The organism is Azospirillum argentinense (assembly GCF_000632475.1).
Taxonomy (GTDB): Bacteria; Pseudomonadota; Alphaproteobacteria; order Azospirillales; family Azospirillaceae; genus Azospirillum; species Azospirillum baldaniorum.
In genome coordinates, this window is record NZ_CP007796.1 from 295,428 (window position 1) to 310,317 (window position 14,890).

General features: G+C 70.2%; 15 protein-coding genes. 10 read left to right on the top strand and 5 right to left on the bottom strand.

The window, feature by feature from the left end; translation table 11 throughout:
• Positions 1 to 36: 36 nt before the first annotated feature.
• Genes ABAZ39_RS27580 through ABAZ39_RS27625 form a run of 10 tightly spaced genes read left to right on the top strand, consistent with a single transcriptional unit; the run spans position 37 to position 8,391 of the window.
• Complete coding sequence (locus ABAZ39_RS27580; RefSeq protein ID WP_040137500.1) at positions 37 to 1,080, top strand: ABC transporter ATP-binding protein; 1,044 nt, start codon at positions 37 to 39, stop codon at positions 1,078 to 1,080.
• Complete coding sequence (locus ABAZ39_RS27585; RefSeq protein WP_040137501.1) at positions 1,077 to 2,009, top strand: ABC transporter permease; 933 nt, start codon at positions 1,077 to 1,079, stop codon at positions 2,007 to 2,009. The genes ABAZ39_RS27580 and ABAZ39_RS27585 overlap by 4 nt, the downstream gene beginning before the upstream one ends.
• Entirely contained in the window at positions 2,006 to 2,806 is an 801-nt protein-coding gene (locus ABAZ39_RS27590) for an ABC transporter permease (RefSeq protein WP_040137502.1), read from the top strand. The genes ABAZ39_RS27585 and ABAZ39_RS27590 overlap by 4 nt, the downstream gene beginning before the upstream one ends.
• An 8-nt stretch (positions 2,807 to 2,814) precedes the next feature.
• A complete protein-coding gene (locus ABAZ39_RS27595) occupies positions 2,815 to 3,948 on the top strand; it encodes an NAD(P)/FAD-dependent oxidoreductase (protein WP_040137762.1) in 1,134 nt (377 codons plus the stop codon).
• Positions 3,929 to 4,225, top strand: a complete 297-nt coding sequence (locus ABAZ39_RS27600) for a (2Fe-2S)-binding protein (RefSeq protein WP_040137503.1) — start codon at positions 3,929 to 3,931, stop codon at positions 4,223 to 4,225. The genes ABAZ39_RS27595 and ABAZ39_RS27600 overlap by 20 nt, the downstream gene beginning before the upstream one ends.
• Positions 4,226 to 4,230: 5 nt before the next feature.
• Positions 4,231 to 5,640, top strand: coding sequence for an FAD/NAD(P)-dependent oxidoreductase (locus tag ABAZ39_RS27605; RefSeq protein ID WP_040137763.1), 1,410 nt, complete (start codon positions 4,231 to 4,233; stop codon positions 5,638 to 5,640).
• A gap of 17 nt (positions 5,641 to 5,657) precedes the next feature.
• Positions 5,658 to 6,785, top strand: coding sequence for an NAD(P)/FAD-dependent oxidoreductase (locus ABAZ39_RS27610; RefSeq protein WP_040137504.1), 1,128 nt, complete (start codon positions 5,658 to 5,660; stop codon positions 6,783 to 6,785).
• Between the two features lie 38 nt (positions 6,786 to 6,823).
• Positions 6,824 to 7,186 (top strand): RidA family protein, encoded by a 363-nt coding sequence (locus ABAZ39_RS27615; protein ID WP_040137505.1) that lies wholly within the window; start codon positions 6,824 to 6,826, stop codon positions 7,184 to 7,186.
• A gap of 35 nt (positions 7,187 to 7,221) precedes the next feature.
• On the top strand, positions 7,222 to 8,001 hold the full coding sequence (locus ABAZ39_RS27620) for a transporter substrate-binding domain-containing protein (protein WP_040137506.1): 780 nt from the start codon (positions 7,222 to 7,224) through the stop codon (positions 7,999 to 8,001).
• Between the two features lie 42 nt (positions 8,002 to 8,043).
• Positions 8,044 to 8,391: a RidA family protein gene (locus ABAZ39_RS27625; protein ID WP_035680290.1), complete on the top strand. Its 348-nt coding sequence runs from the start codon at positions 8,044 to 8,046 to the stop codon at positions 8,389 to 8,391.
• Positions 8,392 to 8,495: 104 nt separating this feature from the next.
• Here ABAZ39_RS27625 and ABAZ39_RS27630 read toward each other — a convergent pair whose 3' ends face one another.
• The 5 genes from ABAZ39_RS27630 to ABAZ39_RS27650 form a co-directional block, all read right to left on the bottom strand.
• The gene (locus ABAZ39_RS27630; RefSeq protein ID WP_014199023.1) at positions 8,496 to 9,167 is read right to left on the bottom strand and encodes a TerC family protein; all 672 of its coding nucleotides are present in this window, start codon (positions 9,165 to 9,167) and stop codon (positions 8,496 to 8,498) included.
• 276 nt (positions 9,168 to 9,443) lie between these two features.
• Entirely contained in the window at positions 9,444 to 11,822 is a 2,379-nt protein-coding gene (locus tag ABAZ39_RS27635; RefSeq protein ID WP_040137507.1) for a glycoside hydrolase family 31 protein, read from the bottom strand.
• 82 nt (positions 11,823 to 11,904) lie between these two features.
• Positions 11,905 to 13,206, bottom strand: coding sequence for a TRAP transporter large permease (locus ABAZ39_RS27640; protein ID WP_040137508.1), 1,302 nt, complete (start codon positions 13,204 to 13,206; stop codon positions 11,905 to 11,907).
• Between the two features lie 147 nt (positions 13,207 to 13,353).
• On the bottom strand, positions 13,354 to 13,863 hold the full coding sequence (locus tag ABAZ39_RS27645; RefSeq protein ID WP_040137509.1) for a TRAP transporter small permease: 510 nt from the start codon (positions 13,861 to 13,863) through the stop codon (positions 13,354 to 13,356).
• A 42-nt stretch (positions 13,864 to 13,905) separates the two neighbouring features.
• Positions 13,906 to 14,889: a TRAP transporter substrate-binding protein gene (locus tag ABAZ39_RS27650; protein WP_040137510.1), complete on the bottom strand. Its 984-nt coding sequence runs from the start codon at positions 14,887 to 14,889 to the stop codon at positions 13,906 to 13,908.
• Between the last annotated feature and the right edge of the window lies 1 nt (position 14,890).

The window sequence follows — 14,890 nt, forward strand, 5'->3', positions numbered from 1 at the left end:
CGGAATTTTCCAGGTTCCTTGGTGGGAGACGACGCCATGCCTTACCTTGTCCTCGATCGGCTGACCAAGCGGTTCGGCCCCTGGGTCGCCGTCGACAACCTGTCCCTGACGGTGGAGAAGGGGGAGCTGGTCTCGCTGCTCGGCCCGTCGGGCTGCGGCAAGACCACGACGCTCCAGATGATCGCCGGCTTCCTCGACCCCAGCGCCGGGCGCGTCACACTGGACGGCGCCGACCTGCTGGCCAAGAAGCCCAACGAGCGCGGGCTCGGCATCGTCTTCCAGAGCTACGCCCTGTTCCCCCACATGACGGCGGCGGAAAACGTCGCCTTCGGGCTGGAGATGCGCGGCATCCCGCGCGCCGACCGCGACCGCATGGTGCGCGACGCGCTCCAGCTCGTCGGGCTGGGGGCCTTCGGCGACCGCTACCCGCGGCGCATGTCCGGCGGCCAGCAGCAGCGCGTGGCGCTGGCCCGCGCCATGGTCATCAAGCCGAGCCTGCTGCTGCTCGACGAGCCGCTGTCCAACCTCGACGCCAAGATGCGCGAGGAGATGCAGATCGAGCTGCGGCGCATCCAGCGCAGCGTCGGCACCACCATGATCCTCGTCACCCACGATCAGGCGGAGGCGATGGCCCTGTCCGACCGGGTGGTCATCATGAACAAGGGCCGGGTCGAGCAGGTCGCCGCCCCGCAGGACGCCTACGACAACCCGGCCAGCGCCTTCGTCGCCAACTTCCTCGGCCGCACCAACCTGCTCCAGGGTGTGGTGCGCCGCGACGGCGCCGGGCGGCGCATCGACGTGGCCGGCACGGCGTGGCCGGTCGCCGCGGAGGTGCCGGACGGCCCCGGCCTGCTGACCGTGCGGCCGGAGAAGGTCCGCTTCGTGGACGGCGCCGGCGTGCCGGGCCTCGTCCGGGCGCGGGTCTTCCAGGGCACCCAATGGCTGTTCGAGATCCGCACGGAGGCCGGCGACCTGACGGTGATCCGCCAACACGACGGCCAAACCCTGCCGGCCGAGAACGAGCCGGTCATGCTGGGCTGGCGGGCGGAGGACATGCGCGTGATGGCGGGTGAGGCATGACCGCCGTGGACGCTCATAAATCCCTGATCGATTCCCCAGACGTGGCTGCCGATTCCGCCCCGCCGCCGCGGCCGGAGCGGCGCCCGCTGGCGCCCTACCTGCTCAGCCTGCCGGCGCTGGCGCTGTTCGCCGTGCTGCTGCTGGTGCCGCTGGTCATGACCGGGCTCTTGTCGCTGAACAGCTTCGGCTTCTACACGGGCATCCAGGACGTCTGGCAGCTCGGCAACTACATCGACATCGTCACCGACGACTATTTCCACGAAATCTTCCTGCGCACCTTCCGCATCGCCGTGGTGGTGACCCTGCTGTGCGCCGTGCTCGGCGCGCCGGAGGCCTACATCCTGCGGCGCATGCGGTCGCCTTGGCGCGGCTTGTGTCTGCTGATTGTTCTGGGGCCACTGCTGATCTCGGTGGTGTCGCGCACGCTCGGTTGGGCGCTGCTGTTCGGCTCCACCGGCATCATCAACACGGCGCTGATGACGGTCGGGCTGATCGCGACGCCGATCGAGTTCATGTACACCGAGACCGGCGTCATCATCGCCCTGACGCACGTGCTGGTGCCCTTCATGGTGCTGTCGGTCTGGGCGTCGCTGCAGCGGCTGGACCCGCAGGTCGAGAACGCCGCGCTGTCGCTGGGCGCCAAGCCCTTCACCGTGCTGCGCCGCGTGGTGCTGCCGCAGGTGGTGCCGGGCATCCTGTCGGGCTCGATCATCGTCTTCGCGCTGGCCGCCAGCGCCTTCGCCACCCCGGCCATCATCGGCGGGCGGCGGCTGAAGGTGGCGGCGACGCTGGCCTACGACGAGTTCCTGAACACGTTGAACTGGCCGCTGGGCGCCGCCATCGCGATCCTTCTGCTGCTCGCCAACATCGTGATCATCGTCGGCTGCAACCGGCTGGTCGAACGTCGCTACAAGCAGGTGTTCGAATGAACCGCAACGGCCCCGTCGCCCTGGTCTTCCACACGCTGTTCCTGGCCTTCCTGCTGGCGCCGATCCTGGTCGTCTGCGTGGTCGCCTTCACCTCGCAGGGCTATCTGTCGCTGCCGACCGAGGGGCTGTCGCTGCGCTGGTTCAAGGCCATCGGCGACAACCCCGAATTCGCGCGGGCCTTCCGCGACAGCCTGCTGCTGGGGGCGGTCAGCTCCACCATCGCGGTGGCCTTCTCGGTCCCGGCGGCGCTGGCCATCGCCCGCCACCAGTTCCGCGGGCGCGAGGCGATCACGGCGCTGTTCCTGTCGCCGCTGATGGTGCCGCACATCGTGCTGGGCATCGCCTTCCTGCGCTTCTTCACGCAGATCGGGCTGGGCGGCACCTTCGCCGGGCTGGTGCTGAGCCATGTGGTCATCATCCTGCCCTTCGCGCTGCGGCTGATCCTGGCGGCCTCCACCGGCATGGACCGCTCCATCGAGAACGCCGCGGCCTCGCTCGGCGCCACCTCCTGGACGACCTTCCGGCGGGTGACGCTGCCGCTGATCCTGCCGGGTGTGGCGAGCGGCTGGGTGCTGGCCTTCATCAACAGCTTCGACGAGGTGACGATGACCGTCTTCATCGCCTCGCCCGAGACGACGACGCTGCCGGTGCGTCTCTTCCTCTACATCCAGGACAACATCGACCCCCTGGTCGCCGCGGTGTCCGCCTCGCTGATCTTCATGACGGTGGCGGCGATGCTGGTGCTCGACCGGCTCTACGGGCTTGAGCGGCTGCTGGTCGGCCGCGGACAGGAGTGAGCGTCACCATGACCGAGAGAACGAGGTCCGACTGCGACGTCGCCGTGATCGGCGGCGGGCTGGTCGGATCGGCCATCGCTTGGGGCCTCGCCCAGCAGGGGCAGACGGTCGCCGTCCTCGACGAGGGGGACGTCGCCGTCCGCCCGTCGCGCGGCAACTTCGCCCTGGTCTGGGTGCAGGGCAAGGGTCTGGGGCTGCCGGAATACGCCGGCTGGACCAAGATGTCCTCCGACAGCTGGACCGGCTTCGCCGAGCGGCTACAGGAGCAGACCGGGATCGACGTGTGCTACCGCCGGCCGGGCGGCTTCCTGCCCCTGCTGTCGGAGGAGGAGATGGAGCGGCGCGCCGGCCAGCTCCGCCGCCTGCACAACCAGCCGAACGTTGTCCGCTACGACTACGAGATGATGGACCGCGCCGCCGTGGCGAAGGAGATGCCCTTCATCGGCAAGGACGTGGTCGGGGCCGGCTACTGCCCGCTCGACGGCCATTGCAACTCGCTGAAGCTGCTGCGCGCGCTGCACACCGGGATGAGCCTGTCCGGGGTCTCCTACCTGCCGCACCACCGGGTGGAGCGGCTCGAGCCGCGCGAGGGTGGGTTCCGCATGGTCACCGCCTCGGGGGACGAGGTGCGGTCGGGCAAGGTGGTCATCGCCGCCGGGCACGACGCCCGCCGGCTGGCCCCCATGGTCGGGCTGGACGCCCCGGTGCGGCCGGAGCGCGGGCACATCATCGTGACGGAGAAGACCGCCCCCTTCCTGAAGTTTCCGGTCGGCTTCATCCGCCAGACCGACGAGGGTGGGGTGATGATCGGCGACAGCTTCGAGGATGCCGGGCTGGACACGACGGTGCGCAACGGCGTCACCTCGACCATCGCCGACCGCGCGCTGCGCATCTTCCCGCTGCTCGGCAAGCTGAACGTGGTGCGGACCTGGGCGGCGCTGCGCGTGCTGACCCCGGACGGCTTCCCGATCTACGAGCAGTCCACCACCATGCCCGGCGCCTTCGTCGCCACCTGCCACAGCGGCGTGACGCTTGCCGCCAACCACGCGCTGGCGCTGGCGCCGCATATCGCCGCCGGCACCCTGCCCGACGAATTCTCGGCCTTCAGCGCCCGGAGGTTCCATGTTCCAGCGGTTGCCTGACGCGGGCGGAGAGCGCGTCTCCTTCACCATCGACGGCCGCCCGGCCGAGGCGCTGTCCGGCGACAGCGTCGCCGCCGCCCTGATCGCCAACGGGGTCGGCGCCTGCCGGACCACCCCGGTGTCCGGCGCCCCGCGCGGCCCCTACTGCATGATGGGCGTGTGCTTCGACTGTCTGGTGACCATCGACGGCACCGGAAACCAGCAGGGCTGCCAGATCCGCATCCGCCCCGGCATGCGGGTGGAGACCCAGAACGGCAAGCGGGAGATCGACCGGTGACCGACCTGAAGCCTCGTTACGATCTGGCGGTGATCGGCGCCGGCCCGGCCGGCCTCGCCGCCGCCACGCTGGCCGCCAAGCGCGGCCTGTCCACCGTCCTGCTGGACGAGCAGGCGGCTCCCGGCGGCCAGATCTACCGCGCCATCACCCGCTCGCCGGTGAAGAATCCCAGCGTGCTCGGGACCGACTACTGGCACGGTGCCGATCTGGTCGGGCCGTTCCGTGACAGCGGCGCCGATTACCTGCCCGGCACCGCGGTGTGGAGCGTCTCGCGCACGCTCGACATCGGCCTGTCGCGCGACGGGGCGGCGCGCATCCTGCCGGCGCGGCATGTTATCCTGGCAACCGGCGCGCTGGAGCGGCCCTTCCCGGTTCCCGGCTGGACGCTGCCCGGTGTGATGGGGGCGGGGGCGGCGCAGATCCTGCTCAAGACCTCCGGCCTCGTCGCCTCGGGCAACGTGGTCATGGCCGGCAGCGGGCCGCTGCTCTGGCTGCTCGCCTGGCAGTATCTGCGGGCCGGCGCGCGCATCGACGCGATCCTCGACACCACGCCGCGGGAGAACTGGCGGCAGGCCATGCCGCACCTGTCGGCCTTCGCCCGCTCCGGCTATGTCGGCAAGGGGCTGAAGCTGCTGCTGGAGGTCCGGCGCAAGATCAAGGTGATCGGCAACGTCTCCGCGCTGCGCGCCGAGGGAGACGGGCGCGTGCAGTCGGTCGTCTACCGCCAGGGCGACGGGACGGAGCAGCGCCTTCCGGCCGACACGCTCCTGCTGCACCATGGGGTGATACCCAACATCAACCTTGCCAACGCCACCGGCTGCGCCCAGTCCTGGGACGAGGCGCAGCGCTGCTGGGTGCCGGACGTCGACGGCTGGGGCGCCACGTCGGTGGAGGGAGTCGCCATCGCCGGCGACGGGGCCGGCATCGGCGGCGCCCTGGCGGCGGAGCACCGCGGCCGGCTGACGGCGCTGGACGCCCTGCACCGGCTGGGCGCCATCGACCGCGCCACCCGTGACCGCGACGCCGCCCCGCACCGCGAGGCGCTGGACCGGGCGCTGCGCGGCCGCGACTTCCTCGACGCGCTCTACCGGCCGGGCCAGGATTTCCGCGTCCCCGCCGACGACACCATCGTCTGCCGCTGCGAGGAGGTGACGGCGGGGCAGGTGCGCGATGCCGTGAAGCTGGGCGTCAGCGGGCCGAACCAGACCAAGTCCTTCCTGCGCTGCGGCATGGGGCCGTGCCAGGGGCGGCTGTGCGGCCCGACCGTGGTCGAGGTCATCGCCGACGCCCGCGGCGTCTCCCCGGCGGAGGTCGGCTATTACCGGCTGCGCCCGCCGGTGAAGCCGATCACGCTGGCCGAACTCGCCTCGCTGCCCAAGGCCGAGGACGAGGTGGCCGCCGTGATGCACCACTGACGGGGCAGGGGGACGCCATGTCGGAGCCGGACGTCATCGTCGTCGGGGGCGGCCTGCACGGCTGCTCCACCGCGCTGCACCTCGCCATGCGCGGGGTCCGGGCGCTGGTGCTGGAGAAGGACCACATCGGCCGCCACGCCTCCGGCGTGAACGCCGGCGGGGTGCGCCAGCTCGGCCGCCACGCCGCGGAGGTGCCGCTGTCCGTCGCCTCGATGGCGCTGTGGCACGGCATCCGCGACCTCGTGGACGACGATTGCGGCTTCGAAAGCCACGGCCAGCTCAAGGTCGCGGAGACCGAGGCGGAGCTGGACTCCTGCCGGGAGCGGGCGGCCCAGCTCACAGCGCTCGGTTTCACGCACGAGGAGGTGGTGGATCAGGCGGAGCTGCGCCGCCTCGTCCCGTCCATCGCGGAGCATTGCCTCGGCGCCCTGGTGTCGCGCCGCGACGGGGCGGCCATCCCCTACCGCACGACCTTCGCCTTCAAGCGCAAGGCGGAGAGTCTGGGGGCCCGCTTCCACGAGGGGGCGGCAGTCGCGCGGGTCGCCCGCTCGGGCCGCAACTGGCGGGTGGAGACGGCGGACGGCGTGGCGCACGAGGCGCCGGTGCTGGTCAACTGCGCCGGGGCCTGGGCCGACCGCTTGGCCGCCCAGCTCGGCGAGCCGGTGCCGCTGGAGGTCATCGCGCCCATGCTGATGATCACCGCCCGCGTGCCGCCCTTCCTCAAGCCGGTGGTCGGGGCGACGGGCCGCACCCTGTCCTTCAAGCAGTTTCCCAACGGGACCGTGCTGATCGGCGGCGGTCTGCTGGGCCGCGCCTACCGCGACGAGAACCGGACGGACCTGGACTTCGCCAACGTCACCACCAACGCCCGCACGGTGTGGGACCTGTTCCCGATCATGCGCAGCGCCACCATCGTCCGCGCCTGGGCGGGGATCGAGGCGCGGATGCCCGACGACATCCCGGTGATCGGCCCCAGCGGCACGGAGGAGGGGGTGTTCCACGCCTTCGGCTTCTCCGCCCACGGCTTCCAGCTCGGCCCCATCGTCGGGCGGATCACCGCCGACCTGATCACCCGCGGGGCGAGCGACCTGCCCATCGACGCCTTCGGCATCCAGCGATTCCGCCACACGGCGGCCGCCGCGTGACCGCTCCGGCGGAGCGGCCTTTTCAGGAGACCCACGTTTTGACGATTCAGCGTTTCGATTGCGGCCCGCGGATGAGCGAGATGGTCATTCATAACGACACCGTCTATCTGTGCGGCCAGATCGCCGATTTCGAGGCCATGGGTGGCGTGACCCACGACGTGACGGCGCAGACCCGCGACGTGCTGCGCCAGATCGACGTTCTGCTGGAGCGCGCCGGCACGGACAAGAGCCGGCTGCTCACCGCCACCGTCTATCTCGCCGACATGGCCGGCTTCGCGGCGATGAACGCCGCCTGGGACGCCTGGGTGGATCGCGCCAACGCCCCGGCCCGCGCGACCGTCGAGGCCAAGCTCGCCGACCCCGACCTGCTGGTCGAGATCCAGGTGATCGCCGCCCTCTGATCGGCTCCTACCGATTTACCAAACCGGAGTTTTCCATGAAACGTCTGGCCCTCGGGCTGGCGATGGGCCTGTGCGCCCTCGCGGCGGCCGTCCCCACGGCCTCGCGCGCCGACGGTCCGCCGCTGCGCATCGCGACGGAGGGCGCCTACCCGCCCTTCAACATGACCTCTCCCGATGGCACGCTCGGCGGGCTGGAGGTGGAGCTGGCCAACGCGCTGTGCGAGCGCATGAAGCGGCGCTGCACCCTGGTCGCCCAGGATTGGGACGGCATCATCCCCGGCCTGCTGTCGCGCCGCTACGACGCGATCATGGCGACCATGAACATCACGCCGGAGCGCGCGAAGGCCATCGCCTTCTCCGTCCCCTACATGGTCGTGCCGGCCTATTTCGTCGCGGCCACCGGCGGCGGCATTGACGGAACCGAAGCCACCCTGGCCGGCAAGTCGGTGGGCGCCCAGACCTCGACCACCCATTACCGCTACGTCGAGAAGCACTTCGGCAAGACCGTCTCGCTGAAGAACTACGACACCGCGTCGAACCTGCTGGCCGACCTGAAGAGCGGGCGCATCGACGCCGCCATCACCACCGGCGCCACGGCGTCCGACTGGGTGAAGGCCGACGCCTCGAAGTCGCTCCAGCTCGTCGGCAAGCCGCTGGTCGACGCTGAGGTGTTCGGCCCCGGCGTGGGCGTCGGCCTGCGCAAGGAGGACGCGGACCTCAAGGCCGCCTTCGACGCCGCGATCGCGTTGGTCGTGCAGGACGGCACGCTGGCCCGCATCGCCGCCAAATACGTCGATTTCACCGTCACCCCCTGACCAACAACCGTACCGATACCAACCAAAACCGGGAGAGTTCTCGTGATCAAGCGCGTTGAGAAGACCAAGATCATGCACCGCGTCGTCGTCAGCAACGGCATCGCCTTCCTCGGCGGCATCATCGCCGACGACGTCAGCGTCGGCATGCAGGAGCAGACCGCCCAGATCTGCAAGAAGCTCGACGCCGTGCTCGCCATGGCCGGCACGGACAAGACGAAGCTGCTGTCCGCCCAGCTCTTCATCACCGACATGAAGGCCAAGGACGGCATGAACGCCGCGTGGCTGGAGTGGCTGAACGGCGACGACCTGCCGGCCCGCGCCACCATCGGCGTCGCCGACTTGGGCGACCCGTCGATCCTGATCGAGGTCGTGGTGACGGCGGCCGTTTAACGGCGGGTAAAAAAGAACGGGGGCGCCCGGCACCGTCATGGTGCGGCGGGCGCCCCCGGTCAACGAGCCCGACCGTGATCGGCGGCCGGCCTCACGCCATGTCCTCACGCCATGTGGCGGAGGACTTCGTTGCTGCCGCGCCAGATCATGTCGAGCGCGACGTAGGAGATGATGGCGAGGCCGACCCAGCCGATCCAGCGATGCTTGTGCAGCACATGCGCGATCATGTTGGCGGCGGCGCCCATCAGGACGACCGACAGCACCAAACCGATCACCAGGATGGTCGGGTGTTCCTTGGCAGCACCGGCCACCGCCAGCACGTTGTCGAGCGACATCGACACATCCGCCACCACGATCTGCCAGATGGCAGCACCAAAGGTGGTCGCTCCGGCCGCCGCGACGGCGGCGTTGCCCGCCACACCGGCGGTGACGGTGCCCGAGGGGTCGGGCGCGTCCATCGCCTCGTCGGGGGCGATCTCGTCCGCGCCGTGGCTGCGCAGCTCGCGGAACATCTTCCAGCACACCCAGAGCAGCAGGACGCCGCCCGCCAGGGTCAGGCCGATGATGGCGAGGAGCTGGGTGGTGATGAGGGCGAAGAACACGCGCAGCCCCATGGCGGCGGCGATCCCCCAGAAGATGACCTTGCGGCGCTGGGCCAGCGGCACCGCCGCGGCGGCCATGCCGACCACGATGGCGTTGTCGCCGGCCAGAACGAGGTCGATGGCGATGACTTGAAGCAGCGCGGCGAGCGCTTCGGCTGTGAACAGATCGGTCATGCGGTGCCTTCCTCTAGCATAGGGCAAGAGAGCAGCACCCACGGGCGGGACCAGGCACACGGCAGAAACGCTGCCGGCAGGGGCGGGCGGGGGCCACTCTGTATGTCTCCAGTCCGACATCACAGTTCAGGGAACTGTCAGAGGGGCCCGGCCTGGTAAGCCGGTCTTTATACCAACACGCCGGATTCCACCACTTCGGTTTCGCCGGGGCGGCCATGCGATCCTGTGTGGGGTGGGGCGGCACGCCCTTGGACGTGGGCGTGCCGTTTGATCCGGTCAGAGGGGCAGGGTGCCGACCGGCGTGCCGTCCGCCGTCTCGATGGACAGGGAGGTCCAGCGCGGCGCCCGGCCGCCGCTGCGGCTCACCGACAGCAAGGCCGCGTCCGTGCCGCTGATGGTCAGCAGACAGACGGACTCGTCGCGGCACACGCTCTCCCCGTCGTCGTCGAACAGGGTCAGCGGGGCGTAGCCCTCCGGGCCGGGGAAGCAGCGGATGGTCAGCGGGCCTTCCGCCCAGGAGGGGGCGGGGCCGAGCGGCAGCAGCGTGCCGGCCCGCACGAAGGCCGGGGCCACGCCCAGCGGCGCCGCCACGGTGACGCGCCCGCCGCCGTCGTAACGCTTGCCGTCGCGCAGGTCGTACCAGCCGCCGGGCACCGCCGGCAGCCAGACCTCCAGTTCCGTCCGGCCGGGGTCGAGGACCGGGGCGACCAGCAGCCGGTCACCGACCATGGTGCTGTCCTCCTCACCATAAGCCTCGGGCTGGTCGGGGAAGTCGAAGAACAGCGGCCGCATCACCGGGTCATGGTCGCGGTGCGCCCGCCACAGCAGCGTGTAGAGCAGCGGCACCAGCCGCTCCCGCCAGTCCAGCGCGGCCTTCACCTGCGGCAGCAGCTCCGGATAGGTCCAGGGCTCGGTGACGCTGCCGTCGTCGTTCCAGGAATGGATGGTGAAGCGCGGCCACCACACCGCCTGCTCGATCCAGCGCATCAGCAGCTCCGGCTCCGGACGGGGACCGGCGAAGCCGCCGACATCGTGGCCGTAGTCGAACAGGCCCGACAGGCTGAAGCCGTGGCCCATGCGCAGGTTCCAGCGCAGCGTCTTCCAGCTCGTCCGGTTGTCGCCCGACCAGGTCTGCACGTAGCGCTGGAGGCCCGGCCCGCCGGAGCGCGAGATCAGGTAGGGGCGCTTGTCCGGCGCGTGCGCCACCTGGGCAAGGTGCGAGGCGCGGATCATCAGATGCGTCTGCACCGGGCGCAGCGTCGCCATCGTGCCGCCATGGCCGTTGACGTCGCAGACCGCCGCGTCGTCCCAGATCTCAAACTCGTTGTTGTCGTTCCAGGTCGAGCCGATGCCGCGCTCCAGCAGCTCCCGCGTGACGTTGCCCATCCACCAGCGCGTGGTCGCGGGGTTGGTGAAGTCGAGATAGGCGCCGTCGCCGCCCCAGAACTGGGTGATCTGCGGGCGGTCCGGGGCGTCGCTGTCGCGCACGAAGCCGCCGAAGCCCTGGACCTCGGCGAATTTCGGATGGTCGTCGAGCAGCGCCGGCTTGATGTTGGCGACGAGATGGACGCCGGCCTCGGCGAACTTGGCGGTCACCGCCTCCGGCTCGGGGAACTTGTCGCGGTTCCAGTGGAAGACGTAGCGCTTGTCGCCGATCATCGTGTAGCCGGACGACATCTGGAACGAGCCGCAGGGCAGATCGTGCTCCTTCAGCGCGTCGAGGAATCCGAGCAGCCGCACCCCGGCGTCCGGCGCGTCGGTGTACTGCATGGTCGAGCCGGAATAGCTGATCGCCCAGCGCGGCCGGAAGGAGGTGCGTCCGGTCAGGGCGGTGAAATTCGCCACGACCTGCGGAACGCTCGGGCCGAACAGGACGTAGCAGTCGAGGTCGCCGTCCGACACCTCGAACCGGATGAAGTCGCCGTGGTAGGCGTCAATGGTCTGGCCGAGGTCGAAGAGACCGCGCGACAGGTTGTCGTAGAAGACGCCGACCGCCGCCCCGCCGCGCTCCGGCCGCACGCTGAGGCAGAAGGGGATGTGCTTGTAGAGCGGGTCGCTCGTCTCCGCGTCGTAGCCGAGCGCGTCGGTCGTCCCCATGGCGAGGCGCCGGCCGCGCTTGTCGGTGCCGCCGCTCTTGTCGCCGAAGCCGTGGTAGCGCTCCCCGGCGTGGCTGACCAGATGGTGGGCGAAGCGGGGGGAGCGGTCGTCGAACAGGTAGGGCTGGGTCGGCCGGTCGGCGAGGACGAGGCGCCAGCCGTCGCCCTCCGCCGCCGGCTCGTACCAGCGCAGCGCCAGGGGCGAGCGCTGGACCACGACGCGCCAGCCGGGGGTGGTGACGGTGACGCAGTCGGCGCTCTCCTCGACCGCCGCCGGCGTGCCGGGGAAGCCGGTCAGGTCGCGGCGGTCGCGCCCGTCGATGGGGTCGGCCAGCGCGGGGTCGGTCTCGCCCGACAGCTCGGGCGCCAGCGACCAGGTGCGCGGCGTGCGCAGCCCGCCCGGCCGCTCGATGAGGACGCGCGCCAGCGCGGGCCCCAGCGGGAACAGGGTCAGGCGGTAGCCGCGGTCGAGGTCGAAGGCGATCCCTTGGGGGTCGGCTTGCGCCCCGTCGCGGGACAGGGCGGGCGCAACGAGGGAGGCGCCGGTCAGCGTGCGCATGGCGCGTGAACTCCTGACGTCATGAGACCTGAGGTTTGTGGGGAGCTGGGCCGCGGGGGCGGGACCCGGCTTTGAGTCCCGCTTACTTGATGAGGCCGAACAGGCTGGGCAGCCAGAGCGACAGGCCAGGCACGTAGGTGACCACCAGCAGCGCCGCGGTGCTCCAGGCGAAGAGGGGGATCAGCGGCCGGATCACCTGCTCGATCGACACGCGCGCCACGGCGCAGCCGATGAACAGGGCGCTGCCGGTCGGCGGCGAGACGATGCCGAGCGACAGGTTGAACACCAGGATCACCCCGAAATGCACCGGGTCCACCCCCAGCTCCACCAGCACCGGCAGGAAGATCGGCGTGAAGATCAGGATGCCCGGCGTGATGTCCAGGAAGGTGCCCATCAGCAGCAGCACGATGTTGACCAGCAGCAGGGCGATGATCCAGTTGCCGGACACCGACTGCACCCAGTCGCCGATGATTTGCGGAATCTCGGCCAGCGACATCACGTAGGCCATCGCCATGGAGGTGCCGACCATCAGCGCCACCACCGCCGTCGCCACGATGGTGTCGATCAGGATCTGCATGATGTCGTCCAGCGACAGCTCCCGGTAGGCGAGCGCCAGGGCGAGCGCGTAGACGACGGCGATGGCCGATCCCTCGGTCGCGGTGAAGATGCCGCCGACGATGCCGCCGATCACGACCACGATCAGCCCCAGGCTGGGCAGGGCGGACAGCATGGCGCGCGAGGACTGGGACAGGGTCGGGGAGGGCAGGCGGGCGTAGCCGCGCTTCTTCGCCATCATCCAGGCCGGGATCATCACCGCCAACCCGAGCAGGAAGCCGGGCAGGTAGCCGGCCACGAACAGCGCCGCGATGGAGGTGCCGCCCGACACCAGCGAATAGACGATGAAGGCGCCCGACGGCGGGATCAGCAGCCCGGTGATGCAGGAGGAGATGTTGACCGCCGCGGTGTAGCTGCGGTCGTAGCCGGCCTTGTCCATCGACGGCTGCATGGTGCCGCCGATGGCCGAGGCGGCGGCCACCGCCGACCCCGACACGCAGCCGAACATCATGTTGGCGAGGATGGTGATCTGCGCCAGCGGTCCGGGCATCCAGCCGACGAAGACCTTGGCGCAGTCGATCAGGCGGCGGGCGATGCCGCCCCGGTTCATGATCGAGCCGGCCATGAAGAAGAAGGGGATCGCCAGCAGCGCGAAGCTGTCCAGGCCGGTGGCGATGCGCTGCGCCGTCACCGAGATCGCCGGCAGCGGCGGCATGATGGTCAGCAGCGCCGTGATCGAGGCGAGCCCGGTGGCGTAGGAAATGGGCACGCCGAAGGCCAGAAAGGCGACGAAGGCGGCGCTGAGGACGAGGGCGGGGGAGAAGTCCATGGCTGCGTTTCCGCGACGGAAGGGGTGGGCGTCATACCGACGGCACCTGAAGGCGCCGCCGGCATGACCCTCTCGATCAATGCCAAGGCATTGATCTGCCGGGTTTCACGGCTGGAAAATGATGGAAGTGATCATTTTCCAGCCGTATCAGTCGAGCGAGACGGCGTGGCTGGTCACGCCCGGCCCTTCGCGCAGGCTCTCCAGCAGGGCGATGACCATGTAGATCAGGGTCAGCACGCCGGACAGCGGGATCACGGCGTAGACCATCCACATCGGCAGCTGGAGCGCCGGCGTGACCTGGCCGAGCGTGCGCGCCTTGTCCACCAGCAGCCAGCCGCCGCCGCACAGGATCGTCACGGTGAACAGCGCGACCAGCGCCGCGATGGCGATCTCGACGCCGCCGCGCGGCCGGGCCGGCAGAAGGTCCACCAGCCCGGTGATGGCGATGTGCCCGCGCTTGCCCAGCACATAGGCCGAGCCGAGCAGGCTGACCCAAATGAAGGCGAAGCGGGCGATCTCGTCCGTCGCCGACGTCGAGACGTTGAGCGCGTAGCGGGCGACGACCTGCCACACCACGCAGCCCAGCATGGCGACCGTCAGCGGGATCGTGATGGCGAGCACGAAGCGGTCGAGCGTGCGGTGGATGGATGCCAGCATGGGGAGCGCTCCTCTGTTTCGACGCGGCGAGCGGGCGGGGGCTTACTTGACCGCCTGGATGCGGTCGGCGAGGGTGGCGAGGGCCGGGGTTGCCTTCAGGTCGTCGTACATGGGCTGCACCACCTGACGGTAGGCCGCCTTGTCGGCGTCCACGAACGTGACGCCCATCTTCGCCGCCTCGCCCTCGGCCTTCTCCAGCTCGGCCGCCCAGCGGGCGTTGTGGGCCTTGGCGCTGTCGCGGGCCGCTTGGCGCAGAAGCTCCTGCTGCTCCGGCTTCAGGCGGTCCAGCGTCGAGGTGGCGACCAGCACCACGTCGGGCACGCGGGTGTGCTCGTCGCGGGTGTAGACCTTCATCACCTCGCCGTGGCGGGCCAGCGTCAGGGCGGTCACGTTGTTCTCCGCCCCGTCGACGACGCCGGACTGCAGGGCCGTGTAGACCTCGCCCCAGGCCAGCGGGGTGGCGGTGGCGCCCAGCAGGTTGATCATGCGGGTGGCGATCGGGCCGGGCTGGACGCGGACCTTCAGGCCCTTCAGATCCTCCGGCTTGGCCAGCGGCTTGTTGGCGTAGAAGCTGCGCGTGCCGTTGTCGTAGTAGGCGAGGCCGACGAAGGCCTTGGCGCGGCTGGAGGCGAGGATCTCATCGCCTACCGTGCCCTCGACCACCTTGAAGAAATGGTCGTTGTCGCGGAACAGGAAGGGCATGTCGTAGACGCCGAAGCCCGGCTCGAAGGCGGCGAGCGGCGAGGCGTTGGCGTGCACGAGGTCGAGCGCGCCGTTCTGCATCTGCTCGATCAGTTCGCGCTGCTGGCCGAGCTGGCCGGCGGGAAACACCTTGATGTCCAGCTCGCCCTTGCTGCGCTCGCGCACCAGCTTGGCGAACTCGTCCAGCGAGACGTCCACCGGGTGGCCCTTGGCCAGCCCGTGGCCGAGGCGCAGCGTGGTCTTGGCGGCGGCCGGCCCGGCGAGGGTCAGGCCCAGAACGGCGGCGGCGAGAAGGGCGGCGTGACGACGGTTCAACGCGAACATG

Bases quoted from the DNA above. Each gene is read 5' to 3' on its own strand.
- ABAZ39_RS27640 (WP_040137508.1), bottom strand. From the start codon at position 13,206: ATGGACTTCTCCCCCGCCCTCGTCCTCAGCGCCGCCTTCGTCGCCTTT.
- ABAZ39_RS27595 (WP_040137762.1), top strand. From the start codon at position 2,815: ATGACCGAGAGAACGAGGTCCGACTGCGACGTCGCCGTGATCGGCGGC.
- ABAZ39_RS27635 (WP_040137507.1), bottom strand. From the start codon at position 11,822: ATGCGCACGCTGACCGGCGCCTCCCTCGTTGCGCCCGCCCTGTCCCGC.
- ABAZ39_RS27645 (WP_040137509.1), bottom strand. From the start codon at position 13,863: ATGCTGGCATCCATCCACCGCACGCTCGACCGCTTCGTGCTCGCCATC.
- ABAZ39_RS27590 (WP_040137502.1), top strand. From the start codon at position 2,006: ATGAACCGCAACGGCCCCGTCGCCCTGGTCTTCCACACGCTGTTCCTG.
- ABAZ39_RS27620 (WP_040137506.1), top strand. From the start codon at position 7,222: ATGAAACGTCTGGCCCTCGGGCTGGCGATGGGCCTGTGCGCCCTCGCG.
- ABAZ39_RS27630 (WP_014199023.1), bottom strand. From the start codon at position 9,167: ATGACCGATCTGTTCACAGCCGAAGCGCTCGCCGCGCTGCTTCAAGTC.
- ABAZ39_RS27650 (WP_040137510.1), bottom strand. From the start codon at position 14,889: ATGTTCGCGTTGAACCGTCGTCACGCCGCCCTTCTCGCCGCCGCCGTT.
- ABAZ39_RS27610 (WP_040137504.1), top strand. From the start codon at position 5,658: ATGTCGGAGCCGGACGTCATCGTCGTCGGGGGCGGCCTGCACGGCTGC.
- ABAZ39_RS27600 (WP_040137503.1), top strand. From the start codon at position 3,929: ATGTTCCAGCGGTTGCCTGACGCGGGCGGAGAGCGCGTCTCCTTCACC.
- ABAZ39_RS27585 (WP_040137501.1), top strand. From the start codon at position 1,077: ATGACCGCCGTGGACGCTCATAAATCCCTGATCGATTCCCCAGACGTG.
- ABAZ39_RS27580 (WP_040137500.1), top strand. From the start codon at position 37: ATGCCTTACCTTGTCCTCGATCGGCTGACCAAGCGGTTCGGCCCCTGG.